The organism is Pleurocapsa sp. PCC 7327, from assembly GCF_000317025.1.
Lineage (GTDB): Bacteria > Cyanobacteriota > Cyanobacteriia > Cyanobacteriales > Microcystaceae > Hydrococcus.
Map to the genome: position 1 here is coordinate 335,489 of NC_019689.1, position 14,596 is coordinate 350,084.

The 14,596-nt window shown below is 47.0% G+C and carries 12 protein-coding genes and 1 other RNA gene; 2 read left to right on the plus strand and 11 right to left on the minus strand.

The features are described from left to right. Positions 1–52: 52 nt before the first annotated feature. Entirely contained in the window at positions 53–1,837 is a 1,785-nt protein-coding gene (locus PLE7327_RS01390; protein ID WP_015142068.1) for a fatty acyl-AMP ligase, read from the minus strand. Positions 1,838–1,962: 125 nt separating this feature from the next. On the opposite strand from PLE7327_RS01390, the gene PLE7327_RS01395 reads away from it, so the two are divergent. Together PLE7327_RS01395 and PLE7327_RS01400 are read left to right on the plus strand one after the other, a co-directional pair. Then, positions 1,963–2,619: an isoprenylcysteine carboxylmethyltransferase family protein gene (locus tag PLE7327_RS01395; protein ID WP_015142069.1), complete on the plus strand. Its 657-nt coding sequence runs from the start codon at positions 1,963–1,965 to the stop codon at positions 2,617–2,619. Positions 2,620–2,823: 204 nt separating this feature from the next. After that, the gene (locus tag PLE7327_RS01400) at positions 2,824–4,194 is read left to right on the plus strand and encodes a CHAT domain-containing protein (protein WP_015142070.1); all 1,371 of its coding nucleotides are present in this window, start codon (positions 2,824–2,826) and stop codon (positions 4,192–4,194) included. Between the two features lie 8 nt (positions 4,195–4,202). Here PLE7327_RS01400 and rnc read toward each other — a convergent pair whose 3' ends face one another. From rnc to PLE7327_RS01445, 10 genes are all read right to left on the minus strand, one after another. Continuing rightward, positions 4,203–4,937 (minus strand): ribonuclease III, encoded by a 735-nt coding sequence (gene rnc, locus PLE7327_RS01405; RefSeq protein ID WP_015142071.1) that lies wholly within the window; start codon positions 4,935–4,937, stop codon positions 4,203–4,205. Positions 4,938–4,940: 3 nt separating this feature from the next. Next, positions 4,941–5,501, minus strand: coding sequence for a tetratricopeptide repeat protein (locus PLE7327_RS01410; RefSeq protein WP_015142072.1), 561 nt, complete (start codon positions 5,499–5,501; stop codon positions 4,941–4,943). Between the two features lie 17 nt (positions 5,502–5,518). Next, positions 5,519–5,958: RNase P RNA component class A (gene rnpB, locus PLE7327_RS22970), an RNA gene on the minus strand. 150 nt (positions 5,959–6,108) lie between these two features. Next, positions 6,109–7,062 carry an MFS transporter gene (locus tag PLE7327_RS01415; protein WP_254658068.1) on the minus strand — a complete coding sequence of 318 codons (954 nt, stop codon included), beginning with the start codon at positions 7,060–7,062 and terminating at the stop codon, positions 6,109–6,111. 211 nt (positions 7,063–7,273) lie between these two features. Continuing rightward, on the minus strand, positions 7,274–8,890 hold the full coding sequence (locus PLE7327_RS01420) for a glycoside hydrolase family 3 N-terminal domain-containing protein (RefSeq protein ID WP_015142073.1): 1,617 nt from the start codon (positions 8,888–8,890) through the stop codon (positions 7,274–7,276). Positions 8,891–8,972: 82 nt separating this feature from the next. Beyond that, positions 8,973–9,377 carry a 30S ribosome-binding factor RbfA gene (gene rbfA / locus PLE7327_RS01425; RefSeq protein WP_015142074.1) on the minus strand — a complete coding sequence of 135 codons (405 nt, stop codon included), beginning with the start codon at positions 9,375–9,377 and terminating at the stop codon, positions 8,973–8,975. Between the two features lie 114 nt (positions 9,378–9,491). Then, positions 9,492–9,695 (minus strand): DUF751 family protein, encoded by a 204-nt coding sequence (locus PLE7327_RS01430; protein ID WP_015142075.1) that lies wholly within the window; start codon positions 9,693–9,695, stop codon positions 9,492–9,494. Positions 9,696–9,937: 242 nt separating this feature from the next. Then, positions 9,938–11,749 (minus strand): aspartate kinase, encoded by a 1,812-nt coding sequence (locus tag PLE7327_RS01435; RefSeq protein ID WP_015142076.1) that lies wholly within the window; start codon positions 11,747–11,749, stop codon positions 9,938–9,940. A gap of 136 nt (positions 11,750–11,885) precedes the next feature. Beyond that, the gene (locus PLE7327_RS01440) at positions 11,886–13,016 is read right to left on the minus strand and encodes a CO2 hydration protein (RefSeq protein WP_015142077.1); all 1,131 of its coding nucleotides are present in this window, start codon (positions 13,014–13,016) and stop codon (positions 11,886–11,888) included. Between the two features lie 40 nt (positions 13,017–13,056). Next, positions 13,057–14,559, minus strand: a complete 1,503-nt coding sequence (locus PLE7327_RS01445; protein ID WP_015142078.1) for an NADH-quinone oxidoreductase subunit M — start codon at positions 14,557–14,559, stop codon at positions 13,057–13,059. Positions 14,560–14,596: the final 37 nt, after the last annotated feature.

The window sequence follows — 14,596 nt, forward strand, 5'->3', positions numbered from 1 at the left end:
TTAGTAGTTAGTTGTTGGTTGTCTCCCCACACTCCCCCACTCAATAAGCCATCTATCCCAAATAAGAAATTCTATTTTCCTCTGGATGGGGATTGCGCCACTCGCCGACGACATCGAGGCTGCCTTCCAAAAATTTAGCCCGACAGGTGCGGCGTTGAATCTTGCCGCTGGTAGTTTTGGGAAGGGTGCCCGTTTTCAACAGTTGAATCGCATAGACATCAACCGAGTGTTCTTGAGCGATTGCCTGACGAATCGCCGCCACGACTTCCTCGACGACTAAGCATCGTAGATGGCTTCGCTCTACCTCGTGAGCGATAATCAATCGTTCTTCTCCTGCTAATTCTACTGAAAAAGCAGCCCCGCAATTGGGTCGCAAGGAAGGATGGCTTTTTTGCGCCGTCGCTTCGATTGGCTGGGGATAGCGATTGCGTCCCCATAGGATCATTAAATCTTTGATGCGACCTGTAATAAACAGTTCGTCATTGTCGAGATAGCCTAAGTCGCCAGTGCGCAGAAAAGGTCCTTCTCCCGTGGCAAGATAGGCTTGAAAATTGCGTTTGGTTTCTTCGGGTAGATTCCAATAGCCCTTGCTGACTCCTGCACCCGATACCCAAATTTCTCCCACACAGCGATCGCGACATTGAGTTAAAGCATCGGGATCGACGATAATAATTTTATCGCCCAACCACGGACGACCACAGCCGACGATCGCTCTCGCGTTTTCTCGGGAAGGTTCGACGGGAATGACGCGATGTTGTTCCAAGGCGTTTCCATCGACATACTGAATCTTTGGACGGGCTTTTTTCTTTCCCCCAGAAATAAACAAAGTCGTCTCAGCCATTCCGTAACAGGGATAGAAAGCTTCCCGACGAAAGCCGCAAGGCTCGAAGGTAGTAGCAAATTGCTCCAAGGTTTCTGCACGGACGGGTTCGGCGCCAGAAAAGGCGACTTCCCAAGAACTGAGATCGAGATGCTCTTTTTGTGCGGGAGTAACTAGGTGGGTTACGAGATCGTAGGCAAAATTGGGTCCGCCGCTAGTAGTAGCTTTGTAGCGAGTAATGGCTTGCAACCAATACAAAGGTTTTTGCGCTAATGCCACGGGCGACATCAAAACAACGGGAAATCCGCCATAAAGAGGCTGCACTACGCCGCCAATTAGTCCCATATCGTGGGAAGGCGGCAGCCAAATCACTCCTTGGCTGTCGTCGCGATGCTCGAAAGACTGATAGATAATTTCTGAGTTGTGCAGGAGATTGCCATGAGTTACCATGACACCTTTTGGTTTTCCGGTAGAACCAGAGGTGTATTGTAGGAAGGCAAGGGCATCTCTAGTCAGTTTGGGTTCGTGCCAGTCCGAGGCGCTAGCGGCAGAAATCTCATCGGTGGCTATCCACTCGATTTGAGCTAATTTAGGGGCTAAGTCGGGATTTTGGGCTAATTTTTCTTTAATGTTCCCTAAAAGTTCTTTCGTCGTCAAGCCGACGGTTGCTTGCGAGGAAATGACCCGTTCTTGCAGTTTATCGAGTGCTTTGCTGTGGCGTGGGGGATTGTCGGTAACGGCGACGACTCCCGCATAGAGACAGCCAAAGAAGGCGGCAATGAATTCTAAACCAGCGTGATAGGGATAGACGACTAGCGCTTGAGATCCCGTTGCATCTAACGCTTGTAGGCGAGCTGCGATCGCTCTTGCTTGTCGATCTAGGGTTTCGTAGGTTAAATGACCGGATTCGGTTTCTCCATCGGCGAGGAAAGTATAGCCAATTTGCTGGGGTTGGAAAAGAGCGCGCTCGCGCAAGATTTCTACAATACTCGAATAGCTGGTTCTTGGACTTGCCATACCTCTTGAGTCTGGAATTTGGAAACTGATGTTCAATAGGATAGGTTACGCTAAGAGCGATCGCAATTTTTAGAAAAAAAGCGATTATCATTCGTTCCTACTGCATTCATTGGAAATTCGGATCGATGAAAATTAAACACGCAATCAATCTCCATAAAGCTTTTACCTTCCTAGTCATTCTCGGATTGATGGTAGCTTATGATAACTTTACTACTGGAGCTTGGGTTTACCTTGCCCTTCACGGAACCTATGGCATTATGTGGCTGTTCAAAGACCGCATCTATCCCGATAAACAGTGGGAGCAAGAAATTTCTTTTGGGATGGGTATGACGACTTTTATTCTCCTGGGATTATATTGGGTTGCGCCCTTTATTCTCATCAGTCGCGGGATCGAACCTGCACCTCCTCTCATTGCTGCTGCTGTTGCGATTAATCTATTCGGAGTCTTTCTGCACTATAGCAGCGACGCGCAAAAATACTATACTCTCAAATATCGACCCGGATTGATTACAGAAGGTTTCTTTGCTCGTTGCCGCAATACTAATTATCTCGGAGAAGCATTCATTTATCTCGGCTTTGCTCTACTGGTTCAACATTGGCTGCCCTTTGTCATTTTGGGATTCTTTTTCAGTCTCGTTTTCGTTCCCAATATGCTCAAAAAAGATAAGTCGCTTTCTCGCTATCGAGAATTTGAAGACTATAAAGCCAATTCGGGATTGTTCTTGCCAAAGTTATTAGGGACGAAAACGCAAGAAACAAAAAAGGGCGCGATCGCCTCATAGAAGAAAAATTGCTAGATCGGCGATCGCAATCTCGATCAAAAAAGCGATTATCGTTCGTTTCTACTGCATTCATTGGAAATTCTGACAATGGATATCGATCGCATCCTGCTTTTAAAAAAATATTTCGATCCGTAGCGCTATTTGCATAATTTAGAGTAGCTGTTGCTACTAAATCGAGAAGTGTATGAGTTAGATGTATAAGTCGTGTTGAGAAAAAAAACCAGACAACTTTTGTTATTTTTCATAGCAATTTGCGTCATTGCTATTAGTAGCTTCACCAGTCATTCACAAGCGATTCCTAGTAAAGGGCGCGATCGCAGTATAGATAGACTTACTATAGACAATCGCCAAAAAGCAACAAACGATGGCTTACAAAACTGGGGTAGGGTCATTACTGGGGTTGAAAGTCAATGGGAAAAACAATATGAAGAGTATTTTGAGGAAGATTTTATCAGCTCGAAGCTAACTCCCGAACAAATCGCCAAAAAACTGAGAGAAATAAGTAGAGAAACTGGGAAAAAACCCGCCGTCCTATGGGTAATGTCGCAGCCAAAACAGCTTAATTTGCTTTTGATTACGCCTCAAGGAGCGCCAGTTAGCCAAGAAATTAGGGCAGCGGATCGAGAAACGCTCTCAAAAGTCTCCCAGGATTTTGTCGAAAAACTTAGCAATCTTTCTAACGGTTATCTTGCCTCGGCACGGTTATTGCATCGGTGGCTGATTTCTCCGATCGAACCTTACTTAGAAGCCGAGCAAATAGATACTTTAATTATGTGTCTCGGAGGTGGATTGCGGACGCTTCCCTTCGCTGCCTTATACGATGGGGAGCGTTTTTTAATAGAAAAATACAGCCTCACCCGAATACCTGGCTTTTATCTAACGCCGATAAGTCACGGCAATTTGAGCGATGCAAAAGTTTTGGCAATGGGGGCTACCGAATTTGAAGAGCAAGTCTCTTTGCCTGCTGTAGCTGTAGAATTATCGGCTATTACTCCCGATCCTTGGCAAGGAAAGACAATTCTCAACGAAGGATTTACCGTCGAAAATTTAGAAGCTCAACGCGATCGCGAACCTTTTCAAATCATTCATTTAGCTACCCATGCCGACTTTGTTCCCGGGAAGCCTCGCGATTCATACATTCAATTTTCCGATCGCAAATTAACCCTAGACCAGCTCAACGAGCTAGGCTGGAAAGAGCCTCCCGTAGAGTTGTTAGTCCTGAGTGCCTGTCAGACGGCGGTAGGCGATCGCACTGCCGAGATGGGTTTTGCTGGTTTAGCCCTTCAATCGGGCGTGCGATCGGCATTGGCAAGCCTTTGGTACGTCAGCGATGCCGGAACTTTAGCCCTGATGAGCGAATTCTATCAACAGTTGAAAAATATACCCCTAAAAGCAGAGGCGCTCAGACAGACACAAATTGCCATGCTCAAAGGAAAAGTCTATTTGCGAGAAAGGGAACTCGTCAATTCTAGAGGAGATATTTCCCTGCCGCCAGCCTTAGCCGAAAGCCAAGAAACCAATCTCTCCCATCCCTTCTACTGGGCGAGTTTTACTTTAATCGGCAGTCCTTGGTAAGTTTTTTGTTAGCTGCGAATCACTGATAAAAATGCTTCTTTGGCAGCTGCTTGCTCGGCAGCTTTTTTCGATCTGCCCGTGCCCACACCTAATTTGCGATCGTTGAGCCAGACTTCTGCTGTAAAGCGTTCTCGATCGCCATTCGCCTGTTGAATTTCTCGTACCCGATAGTCTGGCAGAATTTTGTACTGCGCCTGCGTCCATTCTTGCAGGGCATCTTTGTAATTTTGGCGAGCGGGATCTTGACGAATTTCAGCCGCTTTCTCCTTGAGTAGATCGTCTAGCCACGGGCGCACCAATGCCATTGTCTGGGTGCTGAGATAAAGCGCTCCCAATACGGCTTCAAAGGCATCTGCCAAACGCGACACCCTTCCCGCTTTGTCAGCAGCAGCACTGCTAGAGATCGATAAATAGCGCTCTAATCCGTAACTTTCGGCAAACTCGGCAAGAGTGCGATCGCTGACCATAATCGATCGCACGGCGGCAAATTCTCCGACGGCAGCATCGGGATAAGTTTCTAGCAGCACTTCAGCCGCCGCCAGTCGCACCACTGCATCGCCAACAAACTCTAGCTGCTGATAATTTCTTTCTTTAGAAATACTCGGATGGGTTAAGGCTAAGTCTAGCAGCGACCAATTAACGGGAGCCGTTGTAGGCAATCCCAATTTTTGCACTAATGTTTGTAACTGTTTGCTGCGTCGAGGATCGGGAATCATATTGGAAGTGAGATAGGGTGTAACCATACCCTAATCGGGTTTTTGGAATTGTTCTAAGCCTTGAATAATTTCTAAGGCTTGCTCGTAGGACATCATATCGCCTTCTTGTTTGGATAGTGCGGCGCCTTGGCGAAAGTCTGCAATCGCCCCTTTCTTGTCGCCCAGTTCTATGCGAACATAGCCGCGATTGTAGTAGGCGATAGTCAGTTTGGGGTCGAGACGAATTGCTTGGTTATAATCCTCTAGGGCTTGTCGAAATTTTTTGAGCCAGAAATAGGAAGTTCCTCTGTAGTTATAAGCCTCTGCGCGATTGGGATCGAGTTCGATGACCCGACTAAAATCTGCGATCGCGCCTGGAAAGTCTTCTTGGCTGTGAGAGCGAATCATCCCGCGATGCATGTAAGCATTCGCGTCGTTAGGATTGGCGCGAATCACTTTTTCAACGCCTTCTAGTTCGTCGATATCGTAGTGAGCGACGTATCGATGGACGGGGATTTCCTCAAAAGGAATTCCCCAAGCTGGGAAGGTTGCCAACTCAGCAACTGCGATCGATAGAACAATTGCCGATAGAGAAAAAAATTGAGCTTTCATAGCTATAGAGAAACAAAAGGAGAAAGTAAGACGTAAGCCGGATTCTGTTCGTACAATCAATAGCTTAGCTTACAGCGATCGGCTAACTGTTGCACGGGCGGTTATCTATCTGGGATGTCTGTTACCAGACACCTCAAGCGGTTCTCTCGCAGCGGGACTGGTAAAAGACCAACCGTAGTCCCTTCGACCTTGCTCCCAACCGGGGTTTACCGAGCCAGCACCTCTCGATGCTGCTGGTGCGCTCTTACCGCACCTTTGCACCCTTACCAATTTTGTCCTTTGTCCTTTGTAAAAAACAAATGACAAATGACAAATGACTAATTGGCGGTATGTTTCTGTGGCACTATCCTCGCGCTTGCGCACACTGGGCGTTACCCAGCAAGTTTGGTCTTTCGGGAGTCCGGACTTTCCTCAGATTGGCAAATTTTGCCAATCCGCAACCACCTCGCTTACTCTCTCCTACTTTCTACTTTATAGTATGAACGACGATGAAGCGATCGGCATTCTAATTGCATGTAAACTGGCAGTTTTTCGCCTGATGAGAGTAATAAACTGACGGAGTTAAACGGAACGCGATCGCTTGCGTCTCTATTCAAAAGATCTATGTCTAATTTCTGTGCGTCAGTTCTGCTGGAGTTTCAGGAACAGAAGCTGCCTTAAGGGTGCGTTTGAGCATGAAGACGGCTAAGACAATTCCTACCATTGCCAAGCCTGCTGTAGGATAGAAGAAAGCAGTGTAAGAGCCAAAGAAATCTCTGATCCGACCAGCTATGAGCGTACCTGCTAATGCGCCTGCTCCATAGGCAGTAAAGACAATACCGTAGTTTTTTGCATAGTCTTCTGCTCTAAACAAGCTCAAGGTTGAATTAGGAGCGATCGCTAGCCACCCTCCAAGACAGAAGAAAAATATGGAGAATGCAACCAAATAAGTCGGTACTTCCCCTTGTCTGGCATTTAGCATCATAATCGAGCCAATGACGATCGGTACGAAGGAAACAATTGTCGCTATTTTGGAACTAGTGCGATCGGTCAGCCAACCAAAGAAGGGACGACCTGCTCCGTTAAATATCGCAAACAGAGATAGTGTGTTCGCTGCCGTATTTGCATCTAGTCCGATAATTTCCTGCGCTGCCGAGCTGGTAATTCCGATCGCCGACAATCCTACAAAAGACCCGATAGTGTAGTATAGCCAAAGACCATAGAATGTCTGAGTTTGGAGCATAGGCTTACGCTGTACTAGCCCATTTGCCGTTACAGATTCGAGAGGATTCCAACCCGCAGGTTTCCATCCTGTTGGAGGAGCCTTCAAAGTAGTCGAGATTACCAATATGATTGCTGTAAAGGCGATCCCTAGAATAATGAAAGTTGGTTGCACCCCATAAGCATTAATGAGCTGTTTGGCGATGGGAGCGGTGACTAGGGGAAACAAACCAAAACCAATTACTGTCAAACCAACAGCTAGTCCTTTCTTGTCTGGAAACCACTTAGCTGAAATGGCAAGCGGTACGCCGTAAGCCATTCCCACTCCTATGCCTGCAATTATGCCATAGGTGAGTACCAACAGGGTAATGTTGCTGGTGAGGTTAGAGAGAATATATCCTACTCCCGTTATTACTTAGTAATTCGCAATTATCAGTTCGCAATTAGTCAGCAGTTCTATGTGTGGTGAGTTTTTGTACTTCTGTGAATTTTAAGAAACATGCAGATAAAAAATAGCCTCAAAAGTGAGTATAATAGGAGGCTAAATCTTTTGATTTTTTTTAATCTTTATTTTACTGAAATGTGTCTTTTGCAACAGAGATAGCAAACTTAGATGGCTCGAACATAACTTCAGTTGCGATCGCTTGTGCCCGTTCTATCTGACCGTAGGAAAATATCCAAGGTAATTCTGACGGGAGTTGAGAACGAAACCACTCCAAAATATAGGGGCTGCCGTAAATAATTAGTCCTTGAATCGAACCGCCCCGGAGCAATTTCTCATAAAAATCCCTTCCTTGAGGCGTTAATCCGGCAATTCCTCGGAAGGGATTAGCCCGAATAAAGACTTGTAGCAGCGTTTTTCTAGGATCGTCGCCAACAAAATTTAGGGTGGTTTGGTCTACTAATTGCAACTCGTAACCGAGTTGTTTGGGAATGGTAACTGCTGGCGTGTGGCGATCTAAAAAATCGCAATTGAGCAGATCGTCAACTACGATTAAATTTCTTCCCTTCTCCTCGCTAGAAGGTTTTAGCGGCAAAGAACCGCCCACTTGCATCGAGTCTCGCAAAATACGATCGACTGTTTGAATTGCCGCAGGTTGTTCTAATTGTGAAATAAAGAATAAAGACTCTTTTTCTGTCTTATCGCGGAGGATTTTTCGTTTCGCTTGCCAAATTCTCTCTATGGATTCGTGAATTTTTGCTTCGCTCAAACGTCCCGATCGCACTGCGCGATCGACTGCTTCAATTGCGACTTCGGGATCTCCAGGCATTAACAAAATATCTGCTCCCGCTTCGACTGCCATCACGGCAACTTCTTCTGGCGAGGCATAGTTAGCAACGCCGCCCATAATCAGGGCATCGGTGACGATTAATCCGGCAAACCCTAACTGTTGTCGCAGTTGACCTGTGAGAATGGGTTGAGAAAGGGTTGCAGGACGATCTGAGTCCCAAGCAGGGATGAGTAAGTGAGCGCTCATAATGCTATCTACCCCTGCCGCGATCGCGCTTTGAAAGGGGGGTAACTCCACTTCTGCCAGTCGGGAGGCAGCATGAGGCAGGACGGGTAAATCTAGATGGGAGTCGGTAGCGGTATCTCCGTGCCCTGGAAAATGTTTAGCGGTGGTAAGGACGGGATAGGATTTTGCGCCTTCGATAAAAGCTGTTATAAGTTGACCGACGAGTTCGGGCGTATCCCCAAACGAACGAACGTTGATGACTGGATTATCGGGATTGTTATTGACATCGGCAACGGGAGCATAGATCCAATTAATGCCGATCGCTAACGCTTCTTGAGCGGTAATTGCGCCCATTTGGGTAGCATAATATTTGGCGCGATCGCGATCTTGCTCGGCAATCGCTCCGATTGCCATCGGCGGCGGAAACCATGTCGCACCCGCAAAGCTCTGTCCGACTCCTTCTTCAATATCCGCGCCAATGAATAAAGGAATCGTCGCCCAACTTTGTAACTGTTGCGATCGCAGGGCAATTTCGGCAGCACTACCTCCTAATAAGATGACCCCGCCCAGGTTTAACGTCTGCAACCAATAGCGTAACTTAGCAGCAGGCGGTTCCCAAGCGGGATAGCGAATTTGTCGGTCGAACAAATAGCCAGAGGCACGTACCACTACCATTTGTCCGATCTGTTCCTTGAGAGAGAGTTGCGTCCAATCGGGTAAATAGTCAGTCATAATAGTTCAAAGTTTAGAGTTCAAAATTCAAAATTACCTCAAACTTTGAACTTTGAATTTTTCACGATTTTAGTCGCGCGCGTTACCCTAAATCCTCTTGCTCAAGATTATCTATCTCTTCGTCCTCTTCTCGATGAGTGTCGCGAATTTGGTTTAACAGATGTAAGGTGCGATCGCCTCGCTCTAGAGAACGATCTTCGACAAACACGACTTCTGGCGTTCGGCGCAGTCTAATCCGCTGACCGAGTTCGCGGCGCACGAAGGCAGTAGAAGATTTCAATCCTGCCATCGTCTCGGCTTTTGCCGCTTCTGTGCCATAGATGCTGACGTATATTTTAGCATGTTGCAGGTCGCCAGAGACATCGACATCTGTAACGCTGACCATACCAGCGCCCACGCGATCGTCTTTGATCTCGTTGAGCAACATCTGGCTAACTTCGCGTTTGATTAGAGAAGAAACGCGCGAAACCCGACGATTATCAGCCATAATTTTCGCCCCCTTTTTTTGACTATGGGCAATTTTAGGTATTATCCCTTGTCTATTGTCGGTTATTTTGCGGTTTTCGTTTCGGAAAACTAATGACTTTCAGGTTGCGATTGGCTAGGCTGCTGATAACCCCAGCATGGCTCTGAGCGTGAAGGCGATAAAGGCAAATCCGCCTGCTAATATCCCTACGATTGCAATTGCCGTTACAGGATTTTTGAACCAGGGTTTTAAGCTGTCAAAAAAAGCAATAAAAATTCCCAGAATCAGACTCAGAAGATAGGTCGGGTAACGAGAAACATTGATAAAAAAGTCTTTCATCGCTCAGCAGGGCATTCTACATTACATCTTTATGGTGTAGCACCTGTTCGGGTACTTAGACAACCGTTCGAGGTGAGAATTGGAAAATCTCCAACTCGCCGATGATGGTATGCTATGACAATCTTCTCGGATTTGTGAGTACGAGCGTCTTGAAAAGTGCGTGTTTAAAAATCGCGAGCAAGACGCGAAGCGTCCTGAGTGTAAGCAAAGGATCTTTCGCACTACCTAAATTACAATTCTCGTTAGGCAGGAACTCGAACGATATCTTGCCCTGCTAGTCCAAAAGCTTCGTGAACGGCTTGTAAGGCTTTAATACCATCTTCTTTGGTTACTACGCAACTGATTTTAATTTCAGAGGTAGTAATCATTTGAATGTTGACGTTCTGCTGGGCTAAAGATTCAAAAAATCGAGCCGCAACCCCTGGCTGTCCTGCCATTCCAGAGCCGACAATGCTAACTTTAGCCACATTGGTATCTACCTTAACTTCGCCGCAACCCGTGCTAGCAGCTAGGGCTTCTAGGGCTATCCGTGCTGCTTCTGCGTCTGCCTGGGCGACGGTAAAAGCGATGTCGCGGGCGGGGGTGCCGTTAATGATGCGACAGCGTTGGGACTGAATAATCGTGTCTACGCTGATATTTTTCTCGGCAAGCGCTCCAAAAATTTGCGCCGCCATGCCGGGGCGGTTTGGCACGTAACGAATCGCAATTTGTGCTTGATTGGTATCTAAGGCGACTCCGCGCACGGGTGGAGAGTCGGCAGATTCGGTAACGACGGTTGGGGGGAGGAGGGGAGAATCTTCTACTTCAAATGCTTCGCACAAGGCTTTAATAGCGCGATCGCACTCGTCTTCAGCAATGACACAACTCACCTTTACCTCGGAAGTCGAAATCATCTCGATATTGACGTTTGCTTCGGCTAAGGCTTTGAACATCCGGGCGGCAATCCCCGGACGGCCGATCATGCCTGCCCCCGCGATGGAAATTTTGGCAATGCGTTTTTCTACCATGACTTCGGCTTCTTCAGAATTTGTCGGATGGGAGCGCAAAGCGGGGGCGATCGCTTCTGCTACGGCTTCGGCTTTGACGAGCATGTCTTTGACGACGGTAAAGGCAATGTCGTTGCTATTGCCTTCGTGAATTGACTGGATGATGAGATCGACATCGACGTTTTGACGGGCAATTTCGCCAAATAACCGCGCTGCAATGCCGGGGCGATCGGGCACTCGTAGGAGCGCGACTTTTGCCTGATCTGCGTCGAACCCGACTGCATCGACTGTCTTGGTAATTTCTAATCCGACTAAGGGACGAGGTTTTGGTATGGGCGAGATAACTTTCGTTCCCGGTTCGTCACTCCAACTCGAACGGACGACTAGGGGCACGCCGTAATTTTTGGCTATCTCAACTGCCCTCGGATGGAGAACTTTTGCGCCCAAGCTGGCCAACTCCAGCATTTCGTCGCAGGTAATTTCGTCCATTAACTTCGCCTGTGGTACGATGCGAGGATCGGTGGTGAGAATGCCGGGAACGTCGGTATAAATTTCGCACAGATTGGCTTTTAAAGCGGCAGCCAAAGCAACGGCTGACGTGTCCGATCCCCCGCGTCCCAGGGTCGTGATTTCTAGGTCGTCAATGCTGCTAATGCCCTGAAAACCAGCTACGACGACGACTTTTCCTCGTTCGAGATGGTGCTGGAGACGTTTTGTCTTGATTTCTAAGATTCTGGCACGGCTGTGTTCGGCTTCGGTGACGATGCCAACTTGGGCACCCGTTAGCGAAATGGCAGGCTGTCCCAATTCCTGCAATGCCATACTCATCAGCGCGATGGATACCTGTTCCCCAGTCGAGAGAAGCATGTCCATCTCCCGGCGACAGGGATTAGGGGAAATTTGCTTGGCTAAGTTGACCAAACCATCGGTGGTTTTTCCCATTGCAGAAACGACAACGACGACTGCGTTGCCGTCTTGGACGCTTTGCCGTACCCGTCGGGCTACTGCTTGAATGCGATCGACCGAACCAACGGAAGTTCCACCGTATTTTTGGACAATGAGTGCCATGCGTTTTCCTTTTTAGACCCAGGGTAGTCTATCCTATCAATTTTCTAAATTATCAAACTTGTGGAAACAAGTAGAAAAGGACAAAATAAGAAATCAAGCGATCGCCCGACTCAATTATTCCAACTTTTCTCTCCTGTTAGCTATTTGCATCTACTAACCGAGAAGTCTTGAAGCGATTCATCCATCTTTCTAGATAAGCCCGATTGGCTTTTTTCTTTTCTGGATCGGTAGTATCTAATGGATAGGGTGCCAATCCCTTAATGGCTGCTGTCGTCACGCAAAACATAGCCTTTTGGAAACTTTGACAAATTTGCACTAATAAGTCATCTTCTTTACGGAAACTCTGGCGGTAGATTTCATGGAGATATTCCGGCAGAAAATGACGCATATCCTGCATTAGCAAGGTTGGCGGGATGCCTGCACCTCCGGTTGGCAAAGGATCGGCATACAGTGCCCCATAAGCAAACATCTCTTGGTCGTAGGGAATTTGATAAGCTTGAGCATTGTAAGAAATCGTGCCGGGGAAGGGCGTTCCCCTAAAAAATACTGACTCTACATAAGGAACTGCCGTATCGGGAAGAAATGTTAAGCCTGCCGATTTGGGAATCAGATCGTAAACCTGACCTTTAAGTTTAACTTGATAAGTAATCGGTTTATTGGCAGCGGCGACTAAACCATCCAAGATGTGTTGTACTACTTGCGGGATAGATTGAATTTCGCCGCGATCGTAGCGATCTGATAGATTGAGAAAAATATCGGCCATCACTCGCCAAAATTGTCCCAATCCGCTATAATAAGCCATCTGCCGCATTTGTTCGGGCAAAAACTCCGGGAAGATTTTGTGTAGTCCTAGCATCGCTACATTGCCCCTGAATTTAGCTTGGATGACTTTTTCTGCGGCTTTCCTAAAGGCTGGCGTATCGCAATAGGCATCTAATCCGCCGCCGCCGTGCCAGAACATCACTTTCATGCAGTATTCGGCATACTCGAAGTTAATGCGATCGTGCCACCAATGACGCAGTAACTTGGCAAACGTGATTTCTCCATTGAAATATTTGAAAAAAGGAAATAGTACCAAAAACTGATTTTCGGCAATATAAATTAAATTGCGCGAATAGGCATCTAGCACGACCCCGTAACTTTTGAGAATGCCGACCACTTCGGTGACGTTTTCAGGAGAGTCTTTCAATAGCGCGTCTCCTGACTCTAGGCGATAGATATATTTGGCTAGGGGATGTTTGGATGGCTCTAGTTGAGTGCTAACCATGACAGGCTCTTATTTTAGGGATGGGGATCGAATTTTGTTATCAATTACTGTTATTATTGCCGATTATCTGAGTGGCGATCGCGTCTTCAGTACCAGTCAACAAGATCGCTGCCTGGGGTTCGCTCCAACGCACCATCCAATTTGGCTGAACGCCTAAAATAACGATAAATAAGGCGAGAACGATCGCAGGCATCCGTTCCGACCACAAAACTTGCGGTAATTGAGATAATTCTGGGGTAAGGCGACCAAAAAAGACGCGGTTAACCATCAGCAAGAAATAAACTGCCGTCAACCCGCTACCTATCAGGCAGAGCAAAGTTTGTAGGGGAAAAATGGGGAAACTGCCTCGAAAGACCAGAAATTCTGCAATAAATCCTGCCATTCCCGGAATTCCCGCACTCGCCATCACGCCCAAAATCATCAGACTTCCAGCGATGGGCAACCCCCGTTCGGGGTTAAGCAATCCTTTTAAGAAATAGACATCGCGACTTCCAGTTTTTTTATACACTACCCCTACCAGCAAGAACAGCAAAGCAGAAATCAAACCGTGACTGACCATTTGGAAAATTGCAGCGGTGATGCTGAGGCGAGTAGTAGCTGCCGCCGCCAAAAGAATATACGCCATGTGAGCGATGGAGGAGTAGGCAACCACTTTTTTCATGTCTTGTTGAGCGATCGCGCAGGAAGCCCCATATAATGCACTAATTGCAGCTAAAGTTGCCATAGCGGGTGCTAAAATCGCCCAAGCATCTAAGAATAACCCTACGCCAAACCGCAGCAAGCTATAGGTTCCCAGCTTCAACAATACCCCGGCTAACAGCACAGAAACCGGAGTAGAGGCCTCCACGTGAGCATCTGGCAGCCAAGTATGGAACGGGAAAATCGGAATCTTGATCGCTAAACCAACCAGAAGTGGGGCGAGTAAGAGGAGTTGCGTCCCTACGGGTAAAGTATGCGATCGCAACGGTGCATAATCAAAACTAGAAGCTCCCGTCAGCCATACCAGTCCTAAGAAAGAGACTAGCACCAAAAAACCCGAAATCGCCGTATACAGAAGAAATTTCATCGCTGCATAGCCTCGGCGTTCTCCTCCCCAAATGGCAATTAAGAAGTATAAGGGAATAATTTCTAGTTCGTAGAACAGGAAAAATAGCAGTAAATCCTGTGCCAAGAAAGCGCCAGCAATGCCGCTACTGAGGAGAAGTAACAGAGAATAGTAAAATCGGGGTCGATGGATGGACTGACTCGTGCTGTAGATAGCAATTAAGCTCAGCAGGCTATTCAAGAAAATCAAAGGAAATGACAGCCCATCAATTCCCAAATGGTAACTCAAACCGAGCCAGCTAATCCAAGGAAGATATTCGGATAGTTGAATGTCGGGGTTGGTTGGATCGAACTCAAATCCCAAAACTAAATTCAGAAATAATACGCAACTGGCAATCGCCAAAGCTATCGTCCTGGTATGAAAAGCCTCTAGCTTCCCCGGATAAAATGCAATTAGTACTGCTCCTAATAAAGGCACCCAGATTAAGGCACTGAGCATTGTCTTTTAACTTATCTCCTTATAAAAATGATGGTTT